The sequence below is a fragment of the Pseudomonas sp. TH49 genome (assembly GCF_016650625.1).
Taxonomy (GTDB): Bacteria; Pseudomonadota; Gammaproteobacteria; order Pseudomonadales; family Pseudomonadaceae; genus Aquipseudomonas; species Aquipseudomonas fluorescens_H.
This window is the reverse complement of the sequence record NZ_JAEKFL010000002.1, coordinates 1,086,324-1,110,255: the sequence shown is the minus strand read 5'-3', so window position 1 is coordinate 1,110,255 and position 23,932 is coordinate 1,086,324. Positions and strand designations below refer to the sequence as shown.

General features: G+C 56.5%; 23 protein-coding genes. 11 read left to right on the top strand and 12 right to left on the bottom strand.

Features of this window, described 5'->3' with window-relative positions; translation table 11 throughout:
- Positions 1 to 293: 293 nt before the first annotated feature.
- Positions 294 to 974: a lipopolysaccharide core heptose(II)-phosphate phosphatase PmrG gene (gene pmrG, locus JFU48_RS22495; RefSeq protein WP_201137713.1), complete on the bottom strand. Its 681-nt coding sequence runs from the start codon at positions 972 to 974 to the stop codon at positions 294 to 296.
- A gap of 316 nt (positions 975 to 1,290) precedes the next feature.
- On the opposite strand from pmrG, the gene JFU48_RS22490 reads away from it, so the two are divergent.
- On the top strand, positions 1,291 to 2,604 hold the full coding sequence (locus tag JFU48_RS22490) for a sensor histidine kinase (RefSeq protein ID WP_201137712.1): 1,314 nt from the start codon (positions 1,291 to 1,293) through the stop codon (positions 2,602 to 2,604).
- Here JFU48_RS22490 and JFU48_RS22485 read toward each other — a convergent pair.
- From JFU48_RS22485 to JFU48_RS22465, 5 genes are all read right to left on the bottom strand, one after another.
- Positions 2,562 to 3,113 (bottom strand): PqiC family protein, encoded by a 552-nt coding sequence (locus JFU48_RS22485; RefSeq protein ID WP_103483393.1) that lies wholly within the window; start codon positions 3,111 to 3,113, stop codon positions 2,562 to 2,564. The two genes, JFU48_RS22490 and JFU48_RS22485, sit on opposite strands and share 43 nt — an antisense overlap.
- Positions 3,114 to 3,129: 16 nt before the next feature.
- Positions 3,130 to 4,785, bottom strand: coding sequence for a PqiB family protein (locus JFU48_RS22480; RefSeq protein ID WP_103519795.1), 1,656 nt, complete (start codon positions 4,783 to 4,785; stop codon positions 3,130 to 3,132).
- 118 nt (positions 4,786 to 4,903) lie between these two features.
- Positions 4,904 to 6,205 carry an NAD(P)/FAD-dependent oxidoreductase gene (locus tag JFU48_RS22475; RefSeq protein WP_201137711.1) on the bottom strand — a complete coding sequence of 434 codons (1,302 nt, stop codon included), beginning with the start codon at positions 6,203 to 6,205 and terminating at the stop codon, positions 4,904 to 4,906.
- Positions 6,202 to 7,290: a polyamine ABC transporter substrate-binding protein gene (locus JFU48_RS22470; protein ID WP_003224753.1), complete on the bottom strand. Its 1,089-nt coding sequence runs from the start codon at positions 7,288 to 7,290 to the stop codon at positions 6,202 to 6,204. The genes JFU48_RS22475 and JFU48_RS22470 overlap by 4 nt, the downstream gene beginning before the upstream one ends.
- A gap of 203 nt (positions 7,291 to 7,493) precedes the next feature.
- Positions 7,494 to 8,852, bottom strand: coding sequence for a glutamine synthetase family protein (locus JFU48_RS22465; protein WP_201137710.1), 1,359 nt, complete (start codon positions 8,850 to 8,852; stop codon positions 7,494 to 7,496).
- Between the two features lie 161 nt (positions 8,853 to 9,013).
- Between JFU48_RS22465 and JFU48_RS22460 the strand changes: the two genes are divergently transcribed.
- From JFU48_RS22460 to JFU48_RS22450, 3 genes are all read left to right on the top strand, one after another.
- On the top strand, positions 9,014 to 9,922 hold the full coding sequence (locus JFU48_RS22460; RefSeq protein WP_201137709.1) for a helix-turn-helix domain-containing protein: 909 nt from the start codon (positions 9,014 to 9,016) through the stop codon (positions 9,920 to 9,922).
- Between the two features lie 177 nt (positions 9,923 to 10,099).
- The gene (locus JFU48_RS22455; protein ID WP_201137708.1) at positions 10,100 to 10,615 is read left to right on the top strand and encodes a cupin domain-containing protein; all 516 of its coding nucleotides are present in this window, start codon (positions 10,100 to 10,102) and stop codon (positions 10,613 to 10,615) included.
- A gap of 1,526 nt (positions 10,616 to 12,141) precedes the next feature.
- Positions 12,142 to 13,074: an LLM class oxidoreductase gene (locus JFU48_RS22450; protein ID WP_201137707.1), complete on the top strand. Its 933-nt coding sequence runs from the start codon at positions 12,142 to 12,144 to the stop codon at positions 13,072 to 13,074.
- Between the two features lie 240 nt (positions 13,075 to 13,314).
- On the opposite strand, the gene JFU48_RS22445 is transcribed toward JFU48_RS22450, so the two are convergent.
- Entirely contained in the window at positions 13,315 to 13,881 is a 567-nt protein-coding gene (locus tag JFU48_RS22445) for a hypothetical protein (RefSeq protein WP_201137706.1), read from the bottom strand.
- A 308-nt stretch (positions 13,882 to 14,189) separates the two neighbouring features.
- Here JFU48_RS22445 and JFU48_RS22440 point away from each other — a divergent pair, with 308 nt between their 5' ends.
- Positions 14,190 to 14,645 carry a hypothetical protein gene (locus tag JFU48_RS22440; RefSeq protein WP_201137705.1) on the top strand — a complete coding sequence of 152 codons (456 nt, stop codon included), beginning with the start codon at positions 14,190 to 14,192 and terminating at the stop codon, positions 14,643 to 14,645.
- Between the two features lie 53 nt (positions 14,646 to 14,698).
- Here the strand turns inward: JFU48_RS22440 and JFU48_RS22435 are convergent, their stop codons facing one another.
- Positions 14,699 to 14,983 (bottom strand): hypothetical protein, encoded by a 285-nt coding sequence (locus JFU48_RS22435; protein WP_201137704.1) that lies wholly within the window; start codon positions 14,981 to 14,983, stop codon positions 14,699 to 14,701.
- A gap of 249 nt (positions 14,984 to 15,232) precedes the next feature.
- Between JFU48_RS22435 and JFU48_RS22430 the strand changes: the two genes are divergently transcribed.
- The 4 genes from JFU48_RS22430 (at position 15,233) to JFU48_RS22415 (ending at position 18,903) form a co-directional block, all read left to right on the top strand.
- Entirely contained in the window at positions 15,233 to 16,777 is a 1,545-nt protein-coding gene (locus JFU48_RS22430) for a multicopper oxidase family protein (protein ID WP_201137703.1), read from the top strand.
- 10 nt (positions 16,778 to 16,787) lie between these two features.
- Complete coding sequence (locus JFU48_RS22425; protein WP_201137702.1) at positions 16,788 to 17,918, top strand: hypothetical protein; 1,131 nt, start codon at positions 16,788 to 16,790, stop codon at positions 17,916 to 17,918.
- A 3-nt stretch (positions 17,919 to 17,921) separates the two neighbouring features.
- Positions 17,922 to 18,491, top strand: a complete 570-nt coding sequence (locus tag JFU48_RS22420) for an SCO family protein (protein WP_201137701.1) — start codon at positions 17,922 to 17,924, stop codon at positions 18,489 to 18,491.
- A gap of 73 nt (positions 18,492 to 18,564) precedes the next feature.
- Complete coding sequence (locus JFU48_RS22415) at positions 18,565 to 18,903, top strand: hypothetical protein (RefSeq protein WP_201137700.1); 339 nt, start codon at positions 18,565 to 18,567, stop codon at positions 18,901 to 18,903.
- 119 nt (positions 18,904 to 19,022) lie between these two features.
- Here the strand turns inward: JFU48_RS22415 and JFU48_RS22410 are convergent, their stop codons facing one another.
- The 3 genes from JFU48_RS22410 to JFU48_RS22400 all read right to left on the bottom strand — a co-directional run bounded on the left by JFU48_RS22410 (position 19,023) and on the right by JFU48_RS22400 (position 20,749).
- Positions 19,023 to 19,616 carry a GNAT family N-acetyltransferase gene (locus JFU48_RS22410; protein WP_201137699.1) on the bottom strand — a complete coding sequence of 198 codons (594 nt, stop codon included), beginning with the start codon at positions 19,614 to 19,616 and terminating at the stop codon, positions 19,023 to 19,025.
- 126 nt (positions 19,617 to 19,742) lie between these two features.
- Positions 19,743 to 20,423, bottom strand: a complete 681-nt coding sequence (locus JFU48_RS22405) for an NAD(P)H-dependent oxidoreductase (protein WP_201137698.1) — start codon at positions 20,421 to 20,423, stop codon at positions 19,743 to 19,745.
- Positions 20,424 to 20,497: 74 nt separating this feature from the next.
- Entirely contained in the window at positions 20,498 to 20,749 is a 252-nt protein-coding gene (locus tag JFU48_RS22400) for a hypothetical protein (RefSeq protein WP_201137697.1), read from the bottom strand.
- Positions 20,750 to 20,895: 146 nt separating this feature from the next.
- Here JFU48_RS22400 and JFU48_RS22395 point away from each other — a divergent pair, with 146 nt between their 5' ends.
- Both JFU48_RS22395 and JFU48_RS22390 read left to right on the top strand, forming a co-directional pair.
- Positions 20,896 to 21,813: a LysR substrate-binding domain-containing protein gene (locus tag JFU48_RS22395; protein ID WP_201137696.1), complete on the top strand. Its 918-nt coding sequence runs from the start codon at positions 20,896 to 20,898 to the stop codon at positions 21,811 to 21,813.
- A 299-nt stretch (positions 21,814 to 22,112) separates the two neighbouring features.
- Entirely contained in the window at positions 22,113 to 22,772 is a 660-nt protein-coding gene (locus JFU48_RS22390) for a carbonic anhydrase (RefSeq protein WP_003224876.1), read from the top strand.
- 32 nt (positions 22,773 to 22,804) lie between these two features.
- Here JFU48_RS22390 and JFU48_RS22385 read toward each other — a convergent pair whose 3' ends face one another.
- Positions 22,805 to 23,932, bottom strand: a complete 1,128-nt coding sequence (locus tag JFU48_RS22385; RefSeq protein WP_201138516.1) for a GGDEF domain-containing protein — start codon at positions 23,930 to 23,932, stop codon at positions 22,805 to 22,807.

Below are 23,932 nucleotides of genomic sequence, written 5' to 3'. Positions count from 1 at the left end.
CTGGACCTTGGTGCAGTACAAAGTGTGCGTTTCAGTGAAGCGCCTGGCGATTTCCGTTGCAGGCGCGGCACTGGGTTGAATGAATGCAGAAGCGAGCACGTCCGAAGGGCGTGTCCTGTATTCAGAGAACGGGTCTGCTTCCAGCTTTAAGTTCTCCTCGGGAAGACAAGCTCTAAAATGAAATATGTCCAGTTGCTCAAAATAAAAAACATTTCTTATTACAATTTCATAGGCGCCAATACCCTGTGCCAGAGCATTGGCCGAGCTGTTTGTTGCTTGATTAAGTTTGCTGGTTACTTGGTCAATCGCTGCCAGCCTTCGGGGTTCATGATGCCAATGACTTCAAGTTTTCCTTGTGCATCTACACGGGCTAAAACCGCGCCGCCATATTCAGTGGCGACCGCGCGCGGGTAACCGGTTTGTCTTTCGAAATCGGCGATGCAGCCGCTGTGGGTCACGAGGATCATGTTCTGCCCAGGGGTCTTGTGCGCCACCAACTCATCGCGCATCGTCGGGCCACAGGTTTCCAGCCATTCTGCCGCCACTGCGTCGCGACCGAACATGTCATGAGCCGTTTGCGCAGTGCGCGTCAGGGGGCTGGTGAACACTTGGGTCTGCTGCATTCCCAATTGCGTAAAGGCCCGGCCAACGGAGGCTGCGGAGACACTGCCTGCCTGGGTGATACCGTCTGCCGGCCCCAGGCAAATGTTGCTCGAGCGGTCACAGCGTTCGGCGTGGCGCACCAGTGCGACGACCTCGCCAGCCTGCCAGGCTTTCACCCATTGCTGGGTGGTAGCGGCGCTGACATAACGCAGGTTGGCAGGTGAACGCTGCAGCCAGACGAAGCCACAAATCAGGCTGATCACCAGCACGCCGGCAGCGATGGCGACCCAGGCCCGCGGACGAGAGAGGTACGATCTCTTGGGTGCTGATTGTATTTGTACTAATTCAACCACGACGTTGCCCCTTGTCATTCCCGAGTTCCATTCAGTCCACACGCAAAGTGCAACGTAAGCTCCAGGAGGTTAGTTACTTTACGGCGGGTTGCTTGAATGGCTGCTGAACACTACGTTCAGAGTCGTGGCGGCGCAGTGAAGAACATGTGAAAAATTTGCGAGAGAGGCGCAGGTATCAACAGAAACGGCTATTTGATAACTAAACTCAAATAGCCGTTTTGTTTGCTTGAAGCACTTAACAACTGCGCCGGGCAAGGCGAAGCTGCGCGCTTTGGACAACGTCGTCGCGCCGCCCCTTGCAGCTCTGACATCAGCACTGGAGTCATTGAACCGGATGGACCTCAAGCAAAGCCTCGCCAATCGGATCGTGATTGTGTTCGCCTTGATGAGCGCGGTGGTAGCCGGTGTCTTCGCGATGGGCATTGTGGCCACGGTGCATGTCGTGGAGCACAAGTTGACCATGACGGCCCTGAGCGGCGGACTGCGCCGGTTGCTGGCGATGGACGACATCAACCAGTGGCGCCATGAGCCGGAAAAGAGCGAACTGTTTTTTTTCGAGAACGGTCCGGGGCCCATGGCGCTGACGCCGCAACTGGCAAAACTGCCCCTGGGGTTTCAGGAGATCACCTTCAACGGTGATGATTTCTACGCCATGGTCGAGGCAGTAGGCGGCCGCAAATATGTGCTGCTGCGCAATCAGGAAAGCTTCGAACAACGCGAGCACCTGCTGTTCGTCGTGGTGATTGTCGGGTTCATCCTCAGCGTCATGTTGGCTGTCGCGCTCGGCAGGCTGCTGGCGCGGCAGGTCATGGCGCCGGTGATTCGCCTGGCGGGGCAGGTACGTCATCGCGATCAGTTGATCGCGTTGGCGCCGGCCCTGCATCCGGATTACGCCGATGATGAAGTAGGGGAGTTGGCGCTGTCTTTCGACCAGACACTCGGCCGGTTGCGCGAGACCCTGAACCGGGAAAAGCTCTTCACCAGTGACGTGAGCCACGAACTGCGCACACCGCTGATGATTCTCGCCAGCTCCTGCGAGCTGTTGCTGGTCAACCCCTCGCTGGATCGGCGTTCCACTGAGCAGGTCAAACGCATTGCCCGGGCCAGCACTGAAATGCGCCAACTGGTCGAAACCTTTTTGATGCTGGCGCGCAAGCCGGAAGAGCTTGGCACCGAATCCACCTGCACACTCAAATCTATCGCTGACGCCCAAGTGGACATCTGGGGGCGACTGATTCGCGAAAAAGGTCTGGAGTTTATCTACGAGCCGCAACTGGCGGGCACCACGCGTTATGACCTGACGTTCTTGCAATCGGTCATGGGCAATCTGTTGCGCAATGCCTGGCACTACACCGATCAGGGCTTTGTCCGGTTGACTCTGCTCAAGGACAGTTTCGTGGTCGAGGACAGCGGCATCGGTATTCCGGAAGAGAAACGCCAGGCGATGTTTCAGCCATTCGTGCGTGGTGACGAACAGCGCGGTGAAGGGCTTGGCCTGGGGTTGTCGCTGGTGCAGCGGATCTGCAGCCATCAGCACTGGCAGGTTCAGTTGGTGACTCGCGAACCCAACGGCTGCCGTTTCACCGTCACGCTACCGGCGGCGACTCAGGACGCCGATGGACAGGTGCGTGAATTGCCCGCCGCTTGATTGATCAATGCAGCCAGGCGTTTGACGTTGTTCTGTTGCGCGGCCACCAGGTCATCGATGCTCGGGCCGGACGGTGTTTGCAAGGTTGAATGACACGTCAGCAGAGCATTGTCCGCCGCACCGCTCGGGCGCAGGCGCCACTTGACGTCGATCAGCCCGTATTGTCCGGGAATCGAGTCAAAACGCTGCACATCAATGCGCACCGAAACATTGCCGCGACTGCCGGTATTGCTCAGTTGATCGCTCAACGCGCTGCGCAACTCATCTGCCAGACTCGCCCCCCACCATTGGGTTTCCAGAATCGCCAGGCCATTGTTGCCCTGACGGATGACGATTTGCGGGCGGTCGACCTGTGGCGGCACGCTGATCGCCTCGATGGGAATTTGCGCACCGGCCCGGGACGCCGGCAGTTGCACCGGGGTCAGGGTGTGAAAGTTGATCGGCTCGCTGCGGCAGGCACCCAGCAGCATGAACGCAGCGAGCACGGTGATCTTCAGCGGTAAAGCCATGGGGTAGCTCCTGTGCTCAATTGCGTGGCGGTCCTTTCAGGTCCAGCGGCGCGGCATTGTCGGGGCGACCGCGAATCAGCGATTCCGGATGGCGACCGAGATAATCCGACAGCTCACGCAGTGAACGCGACATGCGTCCGAGTTCATCAAGGGTCTCGGTGAGTTTCTCGCGCTGCGGTGAGTCTTCGGCGAGGGTCGAGCTGGCGGACTGCAAGGTCTTGCTGACGTCGGCCAGGGTGGTCTGCACGCTCGGCAGGGTTTTCGCGTTGAACTGTTGCAGGCCTTTGCGCAGCTCCACGAGGTTGCTGTCGAGGTTGCCGGCAATCCGTTCGACCGGCAGTTTGTTGAGCTTGTCGACCACGGCTTCGAGTTTTTCCTGCAACTGTTCGAGGCTGCCGGGCACGGTGGGCAAGACCACCGGCCGGGCCGTCGGGTCAAACGCGACTTTCTCGGCTTTCGGGAAGAAGTCCAGTGCAACGTACAGCTGCCCGGTCAGCAGGTTGCCACTGCGGGCCTGAGCGCGCAGACCGTTATCGACGAAGGTACCGAGCAGACGAATACCGGCGGCTTCGTCGTTGGGATCGTGCTTGAATTCGGTCAGCATCTTTTTGTAGGCCTGCCCCAGGCGCTGCGGGTAAATGACGATGCCGACGTTAAGCGGGAAGCTGCGTTTTTTCGCGTCGAAGTCCAGGTTGATCCCGACGACCCGGCCGATCTCCATGCCGAGAAACTCTACCGGTGCATCGACCTTGAGCCCGCGCAGCGACTGATCGAAACGCAGCACCATGTATTGCGCCTTGCCGTTGGGCGGGGCGAGGGCGGTCTGCTGATCGGCGAACAGCTCGAAGTCTTTGTCGTCCGTGGCAGCAACGTCGTTGGGGCTGTAATCCGGCGCACGGAAGGCAATGCCGCCGACCAGCATGGTGGACAGCGATTCGGTCTTTACTGCGAAGCCGTTGGCGCCGACATTGATGTCGATGCCGCTGGCGTTCCAGAACCGGGTATTTTCGGTGACGAACGCGTCGTTCGGCGAATGGATGAACACCTCGATGTCCACACCTTTGCCCTCGGGATTGAGGGTGTAGGTGACGACCTGGCCGACCGGAATCTTGCGGTAGTAAACCGGCGACCCGATGTCCAGCGAGCCGAGATCCGGGGCGTGCAGCATGAAGCGCTTGCCCGGTTCGCCGTAAGTGATCGGCGGTGGATTTTCCAGACCCTTGAAGTGTTTGGCGCGGCTGTCGGATTGGCCGATATCGGCGCCGATGTAGTCGCCGGAGAGCAGGGTGTCGATGCCCGAAACGCCGCCGGCGCCGATGCGTGGGCGCACGACCCAGAAGTGCGAGTCTTCGCGGGTAAAGGTTTCGGCCTGCTTGGACAGTTTGATCGTGGCGTCGACGCTCTTCTGGTCGGCGCTCAACTCGACGTCGGTCACCTGACCGATCACCACGTTGCGGTACTTGACCTCGGTCTTGTTGGCGGTCAGACCGCTGCCGGTCTTGAAGTTGACGACGATGCTCGGGCCTTCCTGCAGCAAGTTGTGTACCACCAGCGAAATACCGACCAGCACCGCCACGATCGGCACGATCCACACCAGTGAAATGCTGAAACGGCGCGTCTTGATCGGCGCTTGGCCCGGTGCTCGTGGCTCATCGGCGGCTGACGACTTCATCCATGTCCCCCTCGGTTTTGTGGATGCTGAGCGTCAGGAACGCAAAAGCACTCCATCAATATAGAAGTGCTTGGCGATAGAGCAAATAAGCGAGGAGATGGTTACGTGGTGGATGCGCTCAGCCGAGGATTTCACGCAGGCGATACCAGAACATGCCCAGTGCCAGCAGTGGCGAACGCAGGGCCGGGCCGCCGGGGAAGGTCATGTGCGGCACGGCGCTGAACACGTCCATGCCCTGACTATGGCCGGCGTGAATCGCTTCGCCCAGCAGCTTGGCGCACCAGTGCGTGACGTTAAGACCGTGACCGGAATAACCCTGAGCGTAGAACACGTTCGGCTGTTGCTTGAGCCGACCGACCTGCGGGAAGCGGTTGGCGGTGATGCCGATCTTGCCGCCCCATTGATAGTCGATGCGCACATCGGCCAGTTGCGGGAAGACCTTGAGCATCTTCGGGCGCATATAGGCGGCGATATCCGCCGGATCGCGGCCGGAATAGTGGCAAGCCCCGCCGAACAACAACCGTCGATCCGCCGAGAGCCGGTAGTAATCGAGTCCGACTTTCTGGTCGCACAACGCGAGGTTGTGCGGGATAAGCTGCGCCGCGCGTTGTTCGGATAGCGGCTCGGTGGCGATGATGTAACTGCCGGCGGGCAACACCTTGCCACTGAGTTGCTGTTCGAGTTCATCCAGATGCGCATTGCAACCGAGCACCAGACTGCCGGCGCGCACGCTGCCAGTGGCGCAGCGCACCTCAACGGTTTCGCCGTGGATGATCTGCAGCACCGGGCTTTGCTCGAAAATGCGTACGCCGAGGGACGCCGCCAGACGCGCTTCGCCCTGCACCAGATCCAGTGGATGCAGATGGCCGGAGCCCATGTCGATCAGCCCCCCCGCGTAGCCGTCGGCGTTGACCACTTGCTGACGGATCTGCTCGGGGCCAACCAGGCGGGTCTGGTGTTGATAGCCGAGTTCGTCGAGGCTGACCTGTTCGTCCTTGAACGCCGCGAACTGCGCCGGGGTGTTGGCCAGTTCGCAGAAGCCCCAGCGCAGGTCGCACTCGATATCGTTTTCAGTGATGCGCTGGCGCACCAGGTCCACCGAGTCGATCCCGGCACGTTGCAGATAGCGCACGCCGTCGTTGCCCACGTAACGTGCAAAGCCCTCGACCTCATGACCGATGCCGCGAATCAACTGACCGCCGTTGCGTCCGCTGGCCCCCCAGCCGATGCGCCGGGCTTCGATCAACACCACCGACAGCCCGCGTTGCGCCAGCTCAATTGCGGTGTTGACCCCGGTGAACCCGCCGCCGATCACGCAGACATCGGCGCTGAGATCACCGTCAAGCACCGGCCAGGGCGTGCTTGCCCGGGCCGAAGCAGCGTAATAGGAGCGGGCGTTTTCTTTGCTGTACTGATTCATTTGTTCGACTTCACTTTGCTCCAGGAACGGGTCATCAGACGCATGATCGACTGGGGCGGGGTGGTGGAAATATACAGTTTGTCGAGGACTTCCTGCGGTGGGTAAACCTCTGGATTGCTCACCAGTGCCACGTCCATGTACTGCTTGGCCGGCGGGTTCGGGTTGGCGTAACCGACCGAGGCGCTGACCTTGGCGATCACTTGCGGATCAAGCAGGTAATTGATGAAGGCGTGGGCTTCCTTGGGATTGGCGGCGTCGGCTGGAACCGCCAACAGATCGAACCACAGGTTGGCGCCTTCCTTCGGGATCGCGTAGGCGATGTTCACGCCGTTCTTGGCTTCCTTGGCGCGGTTGGCGGCCTGAAACACGTCACCGGAGTAACCGAACGCCACGCAGATATCGCCGTTGGCCAGATCGGACACATATTTCGAGGAATGGAAATAGGTGATGTACGGACGGATGCTCAGCAGTTTGGCTTCAGCCTTCTTGAAGTCTTCCGGGTTCTCGCTGCGTGGGTCCATGCCCATGTAGTTGAGGATCGCCGGGAACACTTCGTCGGCCGAGTCCATCATCGACACGCCGCACTGCGACAGCTTCTTGATGTTTTCCGGTTCGAACAGCACCGCCCAGGAATCGATGTGATCGATGCCGAGCACTTGCTTGACCTTGTCGACGTTGTAGCCGATGCCGTTGGTGCCCCACAGGTAGGGGACCGAGTGCGCGTTTTGCGGGTCGTTCTTCTCAAGCAGCGCGAGCAGTTTCGGGTCGAGGTTTTTCCAGTTCGGCAACTGCTCGCGATCCAGTTTGAGGAACGCGCCGGCCTTCACCTGACGGGCGAGAAAGTGGTTGGACGGCACGACCACGTCGTAGCCGGTGCGGCCGGCAAGCAGTTTGCCTTCCAGGGTTTCGTTGGAGTCGAAAACGTCGTAGATCACCTTGATCCCGGTCTTGGCCTGGAAGTCGGCGAGGGTGGTTTCACCGATGTAGTCGGTCCAGTTGTAGACGGAGACCTGGGGCTGGGCCAGGGCTGCGGTGCTGCACAACAGCGCCAGTGCGGCGGGAACCATGGATTTCAATAGACGCATATCGACACCTCTTGGAATTATTGGAGTTTTCGGGTGGTTCTGGATTTTCAGATGGATCATTGTTCCCCTGCTCTTTGTGGGAGGGGGCTTGCTCCCGAAGAGGCCGGTACCTCCAACATTACAGCTGGCTTATACACCGCTTTCGGGAGCAAGCCCCCTCCCACAAAAAGCCATGCCATGGAGGAAGGGGATTTGTGCTGGAGTCAGACGCTCAGCAGCAGAAACTCGCGCTCCCACGAACTGATCACGCGCTTGAAGTTTTCATGCTCGGCGCGTTTCACCGCGACGTAGCCGCGCACGAACTTGCTGCCGAGGTACCCGGCAACGGTTGTGCACTCTTCCATTTGTGTCAGCGCGTCTTCGATGGTGATCGGCAGGCGCAGATTGCGGCGTTCGTAGGCGCGGCCTTCGACGGCGGCGCTCGGTTCTATGCCTTCGACCATGCCGATGTAGCCACACAGCAGGCTCGCGGCGATCGCCAGATACGGGTTGGCGTCGGCGCCCGGCAGGCGGTTTTCCACGCGCATGGATTCTGGGCCGGAGGTCGGCACACGCAGGCCGACAGTGCGGTTCTCTTCGCCCCACTCGACGTTGACCGGTGCCGAAGTGTCCGGCAGGAAGCGGCGGAACGAGTTCACGTTGGGCGCAAACATCGGCAGCACTTTCGGGATGTACTTCTGCAACCCGCCGATGTGATGGCGGAACAGCTCGCTCATCTTGCCGTCGGCATCGGCGAAGATCGGCTTGCCGGTCTCGATGTCGACCACACTCTGATGCAGGTGCATGGCGCTGCCGGGTTCGTCGCCAATTGGCTTGGCCATGAACGTGGCAGTGACGTTGTGCTTGAGCGCCGCTTCGCGCAGGGTGCGCTTGAACACGGTGATCTGATCGGCCAGATCCAGTGCGTCGCCGTGACGGAAGTTGATTTCCATCTGCGCCGGACCGTCTTCGTGAATCAGTGTGTCGAGGTCCAGGCCTTGCAGTTCGCACCAGTCGTAGACGTCTTCGAACAGTGGATCGAATTCGTTGGCCGCGTCGATGGAGAAGGACTGACGGCCGCTTTCGGCACGGCCCGAACGACCCAGCGGCGCCTTGAGTGGCAGATCCGGGTCTTCGCAGCGCTGGGTCAGGTAGAACTCCATTTCCGGCGCCACGATCGGCTTCCAGCCCTTGTCGGTGTACAGCTGCAGGACTTTCTTCAGCACGTTGCGCGGCGACAGTTCGATCGGGTTGCCGAACTTGTCGAAGGTGTCGTGGATGACGATGGCGGTCGGCTCGATCGCCCATGGAATCACATACACGGCGTCGCTCACCGGTTTGCAGACCATGTCGATGTCGGCCGGGTCGAGCAGGTCGTAGTAGATGTCGTCGTCGACAAAATCCCCGGTTACCGTTTGCAGCAGCACACTTTCCGGCAGGCGCATGCCTCGCTCATGCAGGAACTTGTTGGTCGGTGCGATCTTGCCGCGGGCGATGCCGGTCAGGTCGCTGACCACACATTCAACTTCGGTAATCTTGTGATCTTTCAGCCACGTGAACAGCTGATCGAAAGGGGCATTCATAAAGACCTCGTTATTGGTTTTATAGACGCCGGGGAGGGCGGGTTTCATCTTCCGCCCCTTCCCCTGTGGCGCGTTGACGACTATCTTGGGCGTGCCTTGCAGTTCCATCTATCCACTTTAAGCAGCACCAAAGCGCACCAAAAGAGTGCGCAAGGTCTCCCATGACAACGTGTAATCCGCTACAGGTTCAGGCTTTCAATACCGCTGATGTCACCGAACAGATCCGCGCAACGCCGGGTTGGGTCCAGCATTACCAGCAGATGTCGCCAGGGCATTTCGCCGGGCAGATTCGCTATCTGGATCTGCAGGGCGTGCAGGTTTACGAAGAGCAGATGAACACCCGTGTCGAGCAGACGTTCAGCGCGCCATCGGGTGCCTTGGCGTTCTGTTTCGATCGCAGCGATAACGCGCTGTATCTGCTCAATGAAGACAGTCGCAACATCTGGATTACCCCGGAGAACTACCAGGAAATCGCTGTGGTGTTCGGCCCGGAATTCGTCCGTCAGCACGGTCTGGATGTGGCGAGGCTCGAGGGATTGTTCATGGCACCGCTTAACTGCGGACAGAACGCCTTGTTCAGTCGCTGGTTAAGCTCGACGCTCACGAAGTTATCGCAAACCCTTGATCAGCCAAGTAAAGAGGCTCTGACTCAGCAATTACTGGAAGACTGCCTGTTCATCCTCGACAACGCTCGCGTGCACCTGGATCGTGGCGGTTTGCAGCGCCGTAGCGAAGAGCGGACGATCATGAAGCGAGTAGGGGAGTGGGCCGCAGATTCACCGGAAGAAACGGTCAATCTGCTGGAACTGGCGCAGGTCGCGGGCGTTTCGCTGCGCCAATTGCAGCATGCGTTCAAAGACTTCACCGGCATGACGCCAAGCCATTGGTTGCGCCTGCGCCGGCTGAACAGCGCACATCGCGAATTACTCAAGCGTGCGCCCACAGACACCACGGTTGCCGAAGTGGCGATGCACTGGTCGTTCTGGCATCTGGGGCGGTTTTCCAGCAGTTATCGGGCGCTGTTCAAAGAGCTGCCGAGCGAGACGCTGAAGCGTAAGAACAGCGCGTGAAGATGTTAGTTAAATAGCGGATTTGGCAACGGTAGATTTCTGAAATTCCTTTTTGAATAAATAGGCGCTAAAAAGAAGGGTAATTCCTTCGAAATCCGCCGATCTACTGTTAACTCCACTAAATAGCCGTTTAGTAGAGCTATCGTCGCATCTGTCCTTAAATCAATGGAGTGGGCCATGAATCGAGGGAAAACAAGCGTCGAGAATGTGATTGCGGCGCTGGATCTGCAGCCTCATGTCGAAGGCGGCTATTTTCGCAGGACTTTTCAAGCAGATCAGCGCGCCATGCTGCAAACCGCCGGTGGTCCACGTTACCTGATGACCTCGATCTATTACTTGCTGACTGAAGATTCGCCAGTGGGCCAATTTCATTTCAACCAATCGGACATCCTGCATTTCTATCATCTGGGCGATCCTGTCGAGTACAGCATGATCCTCAGTGATGGTGAGTTACGAACGCTGGTGATGGGTAGCGACGTTCTGGCAGGCCAGCATTTGCAAATGCACGTGCCTGGTGGAATCTGGAAAGCTTCGCGATTGCTTGAGGGTGAGCACGGATTTGGATTAATCAGCGAAGCCGTGTCGCCGGGATTTGATTTTGCGGACATGGAGATGGCTGATCGACGGAAATTGATTGCGCGATTTCCACAGCATCGCACGCTGATTGAAAAGCTGACGCGGGATGCTGATTGAGGGCCGCCAGTTTCAGGCAAGGCCGCGGTTGTGAAAAGTGAGGTTTCATGGAAAAGACGCTGGATTGAAATCTGGCGTGCAACCGGGTTAATCCTGAAACATTTTGTTACGTGTAATGTATATTATGTTAAACGAAAGGTCATATCATAAATGTTCTCGGTCTGTCTGAAGCTGGTTCAGTGCCGTTTCTCTTCAGGTCAACGCGTACCGCTGCTCGTGCAGACCGGAGGCATGCGACTTCGAGACGATTTTGGCTTTACTGGATAGTTACACCATCTGGCTCCAAAGCGACCGTCACGACGACAACCTTGTCGCCCGAATCGGCACAGCTGCAACGGTACCCTTTCCGCAGATCGATCCGCATTCCCGCGACCAATACTTGCGGTTGCTGCAGTTGTATCTGTCCTGGTGTGTCACCGTTACACCCCAGCTGACAACGCGTTTTTTTGTGGGCTCCCAAGGCAGTGTTGACGCGTATTCAGCGGCCGAAACCCGCAGATAGCGAGCCATACGGGTATCCAGCCATTCTCGCGATTATGATCGTGACTGAGCTGGGCTTCGGTGCCCTGCCCTGTCCTCACCGTTTGGCAGGCGTTGGACAACTTGATGGTTAAGAGGCAGAGCGACTTGTTGGTGGTCGGTGACGGTGGCGCAGTTGGGCTGCTTTTGGTGCACCTGACGGTCCAACGCGGCTGTCGGGTATGGGCCACGGCCGGCAAAAAGCACCACACACTTGAAAGCGCTGTCGGAAAAAATTGGCGGGATGTTCAATATCTGAATGAGTGACCTGTGAAAGCGGGCTTGCTCGCGAAGGCACACAAGCCCGCGCCTACAATGGTCCTAGCTGGGTTAACCTCCCAACGCATTCACCAACGCCGCTTGATTCTGCCACTGAGCGGTCTTGACCTGGGACAGCGCATTCTGCGCCGCCAGTTGCACCCGCTGAGCCTGCAACACATCAAGGAATTGCGACGTTCCCGGTGGAGCCTCCGGGTAACCCCAGCCATCGGCGGATTGACACCCACACCTCTCGAAGTAATTTGTGTATAAATATTTCAGCCTTTCATTAATTATGTTGCTGACTCTAAAGGCAAGAATTTCGCAATGAGTTTGATTTTCACTTCGGAAAAGAGACATGGTTTATGACTGCGTAAACTGTCCGTTTAACGCGGACAGGAAGTAGCCTTGATACTAAGTTGCTCAAGCATGCCCATGCAGAAATGCTATTCACATGGATTATCTAATTGATGATCCCAGCAACAAAGATTAGTGACACACTTCACCATGCTTTTCTCATATCATCATCAGTAAACTGGTAACAGGAAAGACCCGCGCTCGGCGATAGACGCGAATTACGGTCTAATCGAGCAACTGAAGGTCCAGTCCCCGTCAGATTGCATTTCAGTGTTGCGTTTTTTTCAAGACTCTTGTGCGCGCTGATGCATTTTTCTCCCGAGTGATGACGTCGATACTGGTGCTATTCACACGTTGAATACATTCGTATCATTTAAGGCGAAGGAGCTCTGATGAACCCACATTTTCAACGATTGCTTGGCCCTGGAAAATTCTCCATCGGCTTGGAACTGCCACTGGACAACGACTGGTCCAGTGTCGGCAAACACCTTCGTATTGAGGAGAGTCGCTCATTCGGCGTGCCCGACCTTAAGCAACATGCGCGACTGGCCCAGTTAGCCGACACTAGCGGCTTTCGAGCACTTTGGGTCCGTGATGTACCAATGTACGACCCGAACTTCGGAGATGCGGCCCAGGTATTCGAGACCTTTTCCTACTTGGGGTATTTGGCAGGCATCACAAGTAACATCATGCTTGGCACTGCTGCCGTGGTGCTACCGCTTCGACAACCGTGGCTGACATTAAAGGCTGCCAATAGCATCGACGAATTGAGCGAAGGTCGTTTGCTGCTGGGAGTGGCCAGTGGTGATCGTCCCGTTGAATACCCGCTGTTCGGTGTCGACTACGACCAGCGTGGGGCGCACTTTCGCAGTGCCGTAGAGTTGCTTAAAAGCCAAGGCACCGGATTTCTGCCAGAGGGGATCGAATTGCTGCCGCACCGTGAACAGCGCGCGCCCCTGCTCGTCGCCGGGCTAGGCCAGCAATCACCCAAATGGATAGGAGAGCAAATGGACGGATGGCTCGCTTACCCTGGAACCGCACAGGAACATCGTCGACGTGTAGGGCTGTGGCGTGAGGTAGGTGGTGACAAACCTTACATCACCTTCCTGCATCTGGATCTTGTGGCCGATCCTAATTCGCCAATGAAACCGCTGCGCTTCGGTGGCCGCGGCGGACGTAATTCACTAATTGACGCGTTGGAGGAACTGCGTGAAGCTGGTGTGCAGCATGTCGGTTTGCACCTGCGTCACAGCACACGCCCGATCGCTGAGGTGATTGAGGAAATGGCCCAGTACGTGTTGCCCTGGTTTCACAGCGCTGTCTGATCCGGGATGTATTCCTTCATAGAATGAGTCGAAAAACTCCAGAGCAGATACTAGGATTCTCATACTGCGCCAAGGAGTTCGTCTTTAGAGAGGAAAACTTCTTCACTTGACCACATCGCCCCCCGCGTTACCTGCGATCATGCAGATAGAGAGGGAGCGCAAAGGGGGCATTTATAATGGCTGGTAAACTGCCAATGCGGCGAGTAACTATCAGCATCAATCGACTTTAGCAAGAAGCACTCAGTCTTTTGCGTACAGCGATGACTGGGTTCCATTCCTGGCACGGTTCCAGATTTGGTCGTCGGTTAGGCTTGTTTCGATGAGTTCAACTGGCACACCTGAGTTGTCGATCACTGCTACCTTATAGTCGTCGATGGGTTCGTAGGGGCCGAGAATCAATGTGTGACCAGCCACTGCCAAATCGAGATTACTGACTCGATAAGCGACATGAGGCACTGTCTTCAATAAATGGTGCAGAGGGGAATCATCTGTAAAGCGGTGCCACTGAACCGGTAGTGGACCTGTCAGATCGTCACTGGTCCACATACCCACCCTCGCCGCATAACGCTCCCCTTCTCTCATTTTGTCGGTTGGAATTCCAACGTGGTGTAGAGAATAGATCACCCCTTCACGTTTCACTTTCTTATACTCCTGATAAACAGTCTTGTTAAAGCATACATCGAAACCATTCACCGTTAATCGAACATCGTGTAGCGCGAATCTGCCATTCGCCGCTTCAGCTTGATGCTCGTGAAACTGCGGTGCAGTTGTTGATGGCTTTGAATTTACCCCGTCAATGGCAACCAATTCTCTCTGAATAATCCCAATTCCAGGCACAGCACCATGAACGGGCGGCAGACGCCTTGGAATGAATGCGGTTCAGATAGCCGTAACCTTAGATCTTCAGGAGGTTGCAGGATGGCGAGCCGGTCGGCCAAACTTAGCCAGCTTCGCCTGCGCACTACGCCGCCCGCCGCTCTTTTCTACGATGGGTATTGCTCTGGAAGGGTGGCCAGTAGCACCACGGGATTTGCTCATACTCCGCGCCAGCCTTTTTCGGCTAATGTGAAAGGGGCCTTTGCCTGATTCACTTCCCTGAATGCTGGAGTCTGACAATGAAAACCATCGTTTCCATGCTGTCGATTGCTCTGTTGGGTCTGGTGCTTGGCGCCTGTGTCGCTGTCGGTGCGTCAAGCGGCGGCGCCGGTGAAATGGAAATACGCTCGGGTAAAATCGAGCAGATCAACCAAACCCAGATGCAGACCAATCACGACAGCGGCGTCGGCGCAATCTTGGGCGGTATCGGCGGACTTGGGCTAGGCAGCCTGATCGGACGAGGCACCGGTCGCGATGTGGCAATGCTCGCTGGCGCACTCGCTGGTGCGGCAGGCGGTAATTACGAGGAAAAACGCCAATATGACCAGCCCGTCGATGCCCAGCAGATCATCGTCAGAACCAACAGCGGCGTATTGGTCTCGGTGACTCAACCGATCAATCCATCGTTGGCAAAAGGCATGAATGTGTATGTCGAAGGCGCCGGCAGCCAGGCACGGGTAGTTGCGCAGCACTAATTGCACGCGTACAAGCGGCCCGGATGCAGAGCGCCTCCGCATCCGGGCATCAATCAATAGCGCTCATGCTCGTTCGCAACATCCGCTGCCAGACGAAGTTCATCATTGGCCTGCGCCAGCAACTCCTTGGCCCGAGCCGCATGGCCGCCAAGTCGTGAGTTGTTGTCGAACTGTGCCGTGCCAATCAGTTGCCACGCTTGAACAATGTGTTCCTGAGCGGCCCGCAAGTTACCGTGCCGCCCGCCGATGTCGACAAATGGCTGCTCGGCCTGACTGACGCAACCATAAATGAACGATGAGCAAACAACGCTGCAGATGAGAAGCTGCTTCCTGGTCATTGACTTCGCCCTCTAAAAAAACGGGAGTTCGTTCAGCCGTTGAAGTTTAGTTCAGTCCGAAAACCTGACAGGTTGAGCGGGTGGGTTTCGCAACTTGCGCAGCTGAAGTCCTCATCTACACTGCGAAAATTGTGCAAAACGTTTCAAAGCCACGTAAACCGCGGCGTGTACGGTATCGGCCACCCGGTGCCGGCAACGAAGAGGCGAATTACGTTGTAGTTCTTCGACAGGCAACCGAAGGTCGCGATCATGCTTAAAGCTTTCGCCGTCCGCGCTTTTGCACGTTATGCCGGTGTCGCGGTTTTCGCGCTGACCGGTTGCGTCACTCAACCGCCCACAGAGCCTTCCTCACCGCCACTGCGCGACAATCCCGAGTTCACCTACGATGCCAGCGGCGTGACCCACGCGATGCTCACGGCTGCCGAACAGCAGGTCAATGTCGGCAACGAGCGCTACGTATCCTTGGTGTTCAACGGTGACTACGACTCGCCGCTGATTCGCACGCGACCCGGCGGCGTCATGTCGATTCGACTCGATAACCAAATGGATGAAATCACCAATATTCACTTCCATGGCATGACCGTGTCGCCTCTGGACGAAGGCGACAATATCTTCCGCATGACCCAGCCGCATACCGTTTCGCAGTACGACGTCAAACTTCCGAAAGACCACAGTCCCGGCGCCTACTGGTATCACAGCCATTTCCACGGCGGCGCGCAGCGTCAGGTCTCGGCAGGAATTGCCGGGCCGATTCTGGTCGACGGCATGCTCGATCCGTTTCCCGAACTCAAGGGCATCAAGGAGCGCGTGCTGGTCCTGCGCAACTTCCAGAAAACCCTGACCGGCAAGGTCGCCAGCGAAATCATCACCAGCGCGCCGTCGATTCGCACCATCAATGGTCAGGAGGTGCCGACCATCGACATCAAACCCGGCGAAACCCAGCTCTGGCATTTCATCAATATCGCCGCCAACCAATATTTCCGCATCCGCATCGATGGGCAGTCGATGCAGATTCTCTCGCGGGATGGGAACACCGTAACCCGCCGGGTTGACGATGATCAGGTACTGATCGGGCCGTCGGCGCGCTTCAGTGTGTTGGTGGTCGGCCCCGCCGCCGGCACCCACGATGTGGTGATGGAAGCGGCCAACACCGGACCTGCCGGCGACAGTTACCCCGCCACCCGACTGGCGATCCTGCGCTCCAGCGGCGACCCCGTGGCCACGCGGCAGATCACCAGCCCCTACCCGCCCGCCGAGGACTTCAGCACGGAATCGGTGAACAAGACCCGGCAATTTGTATTTCAGGATTCCGCCACCGACCCGACCGCGTTCCTGATCAATGGCACCCGCTTCGAACTGGACAAGGTCAATACCACCGTCAAGCTGGGTGATGTAGAAGAGTGGCGGCTGCTCAATCCGTCTCAGGAACTGCATCAGTTCCACATCCATCAGGTGGATTTTCAGGTCACTGAAATCAATGGCAAGCCCGTGCCGTTCAGTGGCTACCGCGACAATATATTCATCCCGGCGACCGGCTCGATCACCATCCGGATTCCGTTTCGCGACCCTGTGATCCTCGGCAAATTCGTCTACCACTGCCACATCCTCGAACACGAGGACGGCGGGATGATGCAGGCGATTCAGGTGGTCAGGCCCGAAGACTACGAGCAAGCCGTCAAGCTTGAGCCGTTAGGAGGCCTCTACGGTGAAAACAACCAGTTGTGCGCCTTCCTGCGCAACACCGGACAGAGCCCGAAAACGTCCAGCCCGCTGATCAAGCCACAGATCAAGTAGAGGGGCCGCCATGAGCAATTATCGCTTGGCAGTGTTGTTGCTGGGTTCGGTGTGCGCCGCCGAGTCGGTGCTGGCTGATGACGGGCAATACCCCAACGTTGGCATGGACTACGACGCAACCTTCCAGTTCGATCATGTGCATGCCGACACTCCGCAAGGTGGCAATCGCAACAGCTCTGATGCCTACCCGGACATCAACAGCACCTTCTACTTTCGTTTCAGCCGCGACCAGCAGATTCAGCTGTCCACCGAGATCAACCCGATCGACCCGCCGAAGCCCGGTCAGAAGCGCTTCTTCGACGATGTTGGACTGGTGGTCAACGACCTCAACTATTACCAGAACAACGCCAATTCAGCGTTTATGGTCGGCAAATACCATGTGCCCTTCGGACGTGCGGCGGATACCGCGCCGGGGCTGTACACCGAGGACTTCGTCGCCACTTATGATCTGGACGGAATGCTCGGCGGCACGGTGGCCTACCGTTACTTCGATCAGACACTGGGCATGATCGAACCGAATGTCAGTGTCTACACCGCTGATAATTCATTTCTCGGTCGCCCTTATTTTCGCCATGGCGAGAAACTCCAACGCTCCGACGGTGGACCGTCCAACACCGGCAAACTCGACTCCTATGCGCTGACCGTGAACTGGCTGGCGATTCCGGCGATTCCTTTCCTGGAAATGCAGGTCGGTTATATGGCTAACAAGCAAGGGGAGGACGTTCCGCAAAACGGTAATGCAGCCGACGAAACGATCAAGGTCGCCTCTGCGCGTTACATCTGGGCCTACGCGCCCAGCACCGATCTGGAGCCAACGCTGGCCGGGCATTACTTCGATATTGTGCCCTTCGTCGAATTCGCCGACGTGCATAACGAGGACGCTATTCAGGGTAACGACACACGCTACCTGACCACCTCGCTGACTTTCGATTTCGGCGACTGGGCGGTCGGCGCGACTCGCACCGATAAGCAACGCCAGTCTACCGGTGGTGCCGATCATCAGGATTACCTCAACGAGTTGAGCGTGACCTACAACATTACCGGGCAGATCAAGTTGGGCGTGTCTGCCGGCACGCAGAAAGAGGACGGCCAGGTGTCGGACTTGATCGGCCTGGCACTGACATACTCGGGAGGTTATTGACTGATGTGGTTGAAAACGATCGCCGCAACACTGGTGTTGATTGCCTGGACAGCGAGTGCCTCGGTCACGCCGCGTGACGATGTCGGTGGGCCTTTCCAGTTGACCAACCAGAACGGCCAGCGCGTGACCGAGCGCAGTTTCGGTCAGCCGACACTGCTGTATTTCGGCTTCATGACCTGCCCGGCCATTTGTCCTACCGATCTTGCGAAAATGGCCCGCATCAGCCGACAACTGCAACAGGAGCAAGGCATCAAGGTGCGGCCGGTCTTCGTCACCATCGACCCGGAACGCGACACGCCAAAGAAGCTCAAGGCATACCTGCAGTACTTCGCCAGCGACTTTGTCGGCCTGACCGGTTCGGCGCAAGACATCACCCGCATTACCGATCTCTATCACGTTTACTACAAAAAAGTGCCCTACGGCGACAAACCCGGGGAGTACATGATGGATCACTCGACCATTCTGTTCCTGCTCGACAGCCAGGGCCGCTACCTCAAGCATTTTGGTCGGGGGACGGACGAAAAGGAAATCAAACGGCAAGTCATTACTGCGCTGGCAGATGCATCGAATTGATTAATGAGCAATGGCCAGAGGGACCGGCCGCGTTGTTTTTTGTCGGCTTCCAACTCCTGCGAGGGAAAATGCCATGAACGAACCCAAAAAACCAGTCGGTTTAAACGAAGACATCTGCGTTCATATCTTTGCGGCGTCAGCCGCCATGGTCGGTGTATGCATTACGGTTATCGGGATTTTTCAAGTGGTCACGACGTTACGAAAAGAGGGCACGATCGGCGATGACTTGCTCGCGATCAACGCCATTTTTTACTTGATTACCACCCTTCTTTCGTACTGGGCCTTGCGCACTCAACAGTTGAGCCGCAATCATTTATTGGAACAGATTATCGACGGTCTTTTCCTCTTCGCCCTGACCTGCACGACGTTTATCGCCGGCTTTATCACGTGGGCTCTCACCTTTACGGCATGACAGTAAAACGTTTCAGACTGTCTCGGCCAAAAGCGAGATGACGATCCCATTCTGAGGTGATTATCAAATGACCAATACCCCCACCGTCATCCAGTATGTGCTCTCCAGGCTGGCCGAACTCAGTAATACTGATGTCTTTGAATAGATGGATTTAAATCAAGGCGGAATACTTTATGCGGCCGAAGGCTGGCATCAAGAGCTAGATCCGGGTAAAGAAAATCTGATTTCGGATCATGATGGAACCCAAGACGCGTAGCTGTTTGTGCTGAGCGAATATTGGGCTGAGAGATGATTGCCAGGATTTGACCCGCCGCTACATCTTGGCAGCATCCATCCAGCACCAGGCGCATGGCTTCAGATGCATATCCTGCACCCCACGCAGCTCTGCGAAAACGCCACACAGCTTCAACGGCAGGTGCAACTGGCAGCGTCGAACGGACTGGTTGTAATCCCGCCAGACCAAGAAACGCCCCAGCAACGTCCGCGACGTGGAACACACCCCACCTATTGGCAGCCATGCATTCCCGGTACCTCAATATGGACGCGGCACTGCCCTCCACTAATGCCGGTCCGCCCAACAACCCATTCACTTCAGGCTCAGAATTCATCGAGATCAGCGAGGACAGATCCTCATGTGACCAAGCTCTCAATACGAGACGAGGGCTACGCAGAATTAAGGTCGGTATTTTTAACCCAATATCGTTCAAGGACACGTTGAAGACCATTCAATACAAAAGGAATCGTCAGATATTCTACCAGCCCCATGCTGGCTAATACTCGATGGCATCACATTCGCAAAATCTTGCATCGGGCCGCTTGGGGGCGAAAGCCGCCCCTCGTCACGGAGAGCTTTCGGCCAGCAACGGCAGTTCGCCGGGCCCGCAAGGCTGGTTTAGTTCGGCTGTGACCGAGGACAGAAGCTGCTCTTTTTCCAATAGCGGGGATACACCTTCCACGAACTGCTCGATCCGCTCGTTCGTGGCGTTGTCCGCGTCATAGAAATAAGCAATCTGCGTATTTTTCATGCCGCTATATCCGAAGACCCCTTCCACGATTTGATTCTGAATCGCCTGTGCATAGCCATGGCGTTCATAGCCACTCTCATTGCCGGCCGCCGTTGCGACAAGCAGGACAGGAATGTCGCGCATGATGCCAATAACCCTCCCCTTCTCATCGACGCTATAAGCCCAACCAACGTTAAAGACACGTTCCAACCATCCCTTGAGCATCGAGGGGACAGACCACCAATAAACCGGAAATACGAACACGAGCATGTCAGCCTGATGAACCCGCGCTTGTTCACGCGTGATCTCAGGTGCAATATCACCGGCCCCGCGGTAGAGCATTACATCCCCCGCAGTCATTGCGGGCGAAAAACCTTCCGCATGAAGGTCCGCGATCTCTACTTCGATGTCCTGCCTGACAAGGACTTCGCCGATATGATCGGCAATAGCATGGCTGAGGGAGCCTGGAACGGGATGAGTGACAATGACAAGCGCTTTTCGAACCTGATTATTCATAAGTGCCCTATAAAAGAATAAATTGAATTCAACATTGGTAATTTCACCATAAGCCCCGACTATACAAGCAGATATCAGACTGCCTCTTTAGCAACGCGCGCATTAGCTTCTTCCGCCTCGCCTGAAGACTTACTCTCCCCCTGAGAAACATCAGGTTTGTCTGTTTCAGTAGCCTTTTGATTCTGCACCCGTACTTCAGGCTCATTAAACCGCAGCTTATTACGTTCATGGTGCCGTTGAAGCGCCTCCGCACCATCTGCAGCAAAACCAGCGACATGGATAACAGCCAGAGAGGCGATGACAGACACTTTCAGAACGATGTTCATAAACTTTTCCCAGACTATTTTTAACTTGACTAGTTGATATATAGGTCTGTCATATGAAGACCGCCGGCCAAGGCTGCGCAGTTTACTCGAGCGTAAGATCGATATAATCTAGCTAAAATCGGATTGATATTACGAGAACTCGGACAATGGCGCTGGATCGACTGGAAGCAATGCGGGCATTCTGCAGGATCGTCGAGATAGGGAGCTTCGGCGGCGCCGCCGAGTCGTTGGGGCTAGCGAAAACGACCGTTTCGGGACAAATCCAGACCCTGGAATTGCTGCTGGGAATCAAGCTGCTGCACCGTACCACCAGAAAGGTCTCCCCCACTACTGAAGGAGCTGCGTACTACCTGCGTGCCAGAGCCGTTCTAGAAGATGTTGATGATCTGGAGGCTTCCGTTTCGTTGAGCCGCAGCGCTGCGCGTGGCCGGGTGCACATTGAAATGCCAGCAGCGGTAGGCTTGCTTTTAGTTGTACCGGCACTGCGTGAATTTACCGTGCAATACCCCAATATCCATCTGGATATCGGCTGTAGCGATCGGGTAGTGGATCTAGTAGAGGAGGGAATTGATTGCGCGATCAGAGGCGGCGTCGTAACGGACCCAAACCTGGTCTGCAAGATCATCGGGCAAGTTCAACTGGCACTCTGTGCTTCTCCTGACTATTTGCGAGAAGCCCCCAGCCTTTCAGCGCCGGACGATTTATTCCAACATCGTAATTTGGGCTACAGATTTTCCGCTAACAACCGACGGTACCTTCCCACCATGTTTCGTGATGACGAAGCATTCAACCTGGATGTACCGGTGTCGATGTACTTTAACAACGGCAGCGCCTATACCGCGGCTACGGTTGCCGGACTGGGAATCGCTTTCGTACCGCGGGCGGAAGCACAACCGCTCATTGACCAGGGGCTATTGACCGAGGTTCTACCGGATTGGAGGTTAGAGGCGATTACCCTTTCACTGGTCTATCCGTATACTCGGCACTTGTCCGCTCGCGTCAGAGCGGTCACCGATTGGGTGAGTGATTTGATGCACCGGAATCAATTCTGGAAGAATGATTAAGCGGCTTACTTTAAACGCTGCCCGCCTATTGCGAAGCAGCGCATTGCGATAAGTTACATAACACTTGCTTAAAGCAGGTGCAGCGGACAGCTTCAGCGCGGGGTCATACACATGCAACGCGCCGATCTTCAGGGTACCTTTTTGCGAGCGAATGAGCGCTTTACCGGTGGCCAAGCAACATTGTTGGAAACATCCAGTACTGCCAACATGTGCGACGTCTGCGATAATGCCGACCACAGCGGCGCGAAGGCATATCGAGTGCTCGTGCCCACATCCGCTACTTGGGTTTGGAGGACTTCATGCGTGACATTATTGACGGCTTTCTGCGCTTTCAGCGCGAGGTTTATCCGCAACGCGTCGAGCTGTTCAAGCAGCTCGCGACGGCACAAAATCCGAAGGCGTTGTTCGTCACCTGTTCAGACAGTCGTGTGGTGCCGGAACTCCTTACGCAGCGTGAACCCGGTGAACTGTTCGTGATTCGCAACGCCGGCAACATTGTGCCGTCTTACGGCCCTGAACCGGGCGGTGTGTCGGCTACCGTCGAATATGCGGTCGCCGTGCTTGGCGTACAGGACATTGTGATCTGCGGCCATTCGGACTGCGGGGCGATGGGCGCGATTTCACGCTGCACGTGCCTGGATCACCTTCCGGCAGTTGCTAATTGGTTACGTCACGCGGACGCCGCGAAAGCGATTAACGCGGCGCACGAGTTCGACACGCCCCGCGCAAAGCTCGACGGCCTCGTGCGCGAAAACGTGATCGCGCAACTGGCGAACCTGCGCACACATCCATCCGTGGCCCTCGCGCTCGAGCAAGGGCGCATGAATCTGCACGGCTGGGTTTACGACATCGAGGCGGGATGCATCGATGCACTTGATGGCGCGACACGACAATTCGTTCCACTTGCTGATTCGCCGACCACCGTTGCGATTGCAGCGCGTAACGGCAGACAGATGTGATAGTGGGCGTCTCCCAAGGTCGCAACAGCCCATCAATCCGCGACAGCAACTTGATTTCGTCCATACGACTTGGCTTTGTACAGCGCTCTGTCTGCATTGTTCATCAAGCTAGAAAGGCTTTCTTCGTTAAAGTCCGATGACGCTACGCCAAGGCTGGCGGTTATGCGATCAGCTGGCTCAGCCTTGAGTCTGGAGATGGCCTGGATCAGTTCTTGGGCAATGCTCATGGCAACGTCCAGTGTGGTGTCAGGAAGCAAAATAGCGAACTCCTCGCCTCCCAGTCGGCCATGAACATCGGTTTCACGGATAGATGCAGTGATCACCGCCCCCACCTGACGCAGCACCTGATCCCCCACCTGGTGACCGTAAGAGTCATTGATGTGCTTGAAGTGATCCATATCGAGCATGACTGCGCACAGCACGGAACCCTTGCTTTTGCATTCACGGTAAAGCTGATCAGCATCATCGAAAAACGCACGGCGATTCTTCAGGCCGGTCAGCTCATCGGTTCTGGCGGCTCTGACAGAAAGCCGGTTTTCCCGCTCCAACTCTCGGGTCAAGCGAAATGCAGTTTCCAGCGCATCGGACATCTTGCGCGTGGCGCTGGCTACAAACGATGCGAACACAAAAACCGCGAGCGCCATGCCGACCTGCAACGTTGACGGTTGAAACAGCAGCCATATTGAGCACGGCAACAAAACCAGTCCGATGGAGACCATCGTCATGTTCTTGTAAGCCGAGTAACACGACACCGCACTGACAGACATGCCGACAGTGAAGAGCATGACCATCGCTTGAGCCAACAGGTCGTCGACCGGTATGACCGCGAGTGCGCCCGCGCCCCATATCCCTGCAGACAACATAAGCGTGCACCAGTATCTGCGTTCCCAACGCTGTGGCGTGCGTTCACTGACGTGGCTATGAAAATAGCCGATGAACATGGAGATACGCAGCAACGTCGACAGCGTTAATACCGCTATCCAACCGATAACCACACCGTGATCAAACCGATCCCAACACAGCCAGCAAAGAAGGATTGCCGCCATGTAACTGCCGAAAACGGCAGCGCCGGATTGCCGAAATAACTGCTGCAAGCGATCGGTTCGAACTTGTTCGGCTATTTCCGAGCCCTGATCACTTCTTAGCTCAAGATCATCCAT

Coding starts and splice junctions, on each gene's coding strand:
- pmrG (WP_201137713.1), bottom strand. CDS start 974: ATGACAAGGGGCAACGTCGTGGTTGAATTAGTACAAATACAATCAGCA.
- JFU48_RS22490 (WP_201137712.1), top strand. CDS start 1,291: ATGGACCTCAAGCAAAGCCTCGCCAATCGGATCGTGATTGTGTTCGCC.
- JFU48_RS22485 (WP_103483393.1), bottom strand. CDS start 3,113: ATGGCTTTACCGCTGAAGATCACCGTGCTCGCTGCGTTCATGCTGCTG.
- JFU48_RS22480 (WP_103519795.1), bottom strand. CDS start 4,785: ATGAAGTCGTCAGCCGCCGATGAGCCACGAGCACCGGGCCAAGCGCCG.
- JFU48_RS22475 (WP_201137711.1), bottom strand. CDS start 6,205: ATGAATCAGTACAGCAAAGAAAACGCCCGCTCCTATTACGCTGCTTCG.
- JFU48_RS22470 (WP_003224753.1), bottom strand. CDS start 7,290: ATGCGTCTATTGAAATCCATGGTTCCCGCCGCACTGGCGCTGTTGTGC.
- JFU48_RS22465 (WP_201137710.1), bottom strand. CDS start 8,852: ATGAATGCCCCTTTCGATCAGCTGTTCACGTGGCTGAAAGATCACAAG.
- JFU48_RS22460 (WP_201137709.1), top strand. CDS start 9,014: ATGACAACGTGTAATCCGCTACAGGTTCAGGCTTTCAATACCGCTGAT.
- JFU48_RS22455 (WP_201137708.1), top strand. CDS start 10,100: ATGAATCGAGGGAAAACAAGCGTCGAGAATGTGATTGCGGCGCTGGAT.
- JFU48_RS22450 (WP_201137707.1), top strand. CDS start 12,142: ATGAACCCACATTTTCAACGATTGCTTGGCCCTGGAAAATTCTCCATC.
- JFU48_RS22440 (WP_201137705.1), top strand. CDS start 14,190: ATGAAAACCATCGTTTCCATGCTGTCGATTGCTCTGTTGGGTCTGGTG.
- JFU48_RS22435 (WP_201137704.1), bottom strand. CDS start 14,983: ATGACCAGGAAGCAGCTTCTCATCTGCAGCGTTGTTTGCTCATCGTTC.
- JFU48_RS22430 (WP_201137703.1), top strand. CDS start 15,233: ATGCTTAAAGCTTTCGCCGTCCGCGCTTTTGCACGTTATGCCGGTGTC.
- JFU48_RS22425 (WP_201137702.1), top strand. CDS start 16,788: ATGAGCAATTATCGCTTGGCAGTGTTGTTGCTGGGTTCGGTGTGCGCC.
- JFU48_RS22420 (WP_201137701.1), top strand. CDS start 17,922: ATGTGGTTGAAAACGATCGCCGCAACACTGGTGTTGATTGCCTGGACA.
- JFU48_RS22415 (WP_201137700.1), top strand. CDS start 18,565: ATGAACGAACCCAAAAAACCAGTCGGTTTAAACGAAGACATCTGCGTT.
- JFU48_RS22405 (WP_201137698.1), bottom strand. CDS start 20,423: ATGAATAATCAGGTTCGAAAAGCGCTTGTCATTGTCACTCATCCCGTT.
- JFU48_RS22400 (WP_201137697.1), bottom strand. CDS start 20,749: ATGAACATCGTTCTGAAAGTGTCTGTCATCGCCTCTCTGGCTGTTATC.
- JFU48_RS22395 (WP_201137696.1), top strand. CDS start 20,896: ATGGCGCTGGATCGACTGGAAGCAATGCGGGCATTCTGCAGGATCGTC.
- JFU48_RS22390 (WP_003224876.1), top strand. CDS start 22,113: ATGCGTGACATTATTGACGGCTTTCTGCGCTTTCAGCGCGAGGTTTAT.
- JFU48_RS22385 (WP_201138516.1), bottom strand. CDS start 23,932: ATGGATGATCTTGAGCTAAGAAGTGATCAGGGCTCGGAAATAGCCGAA.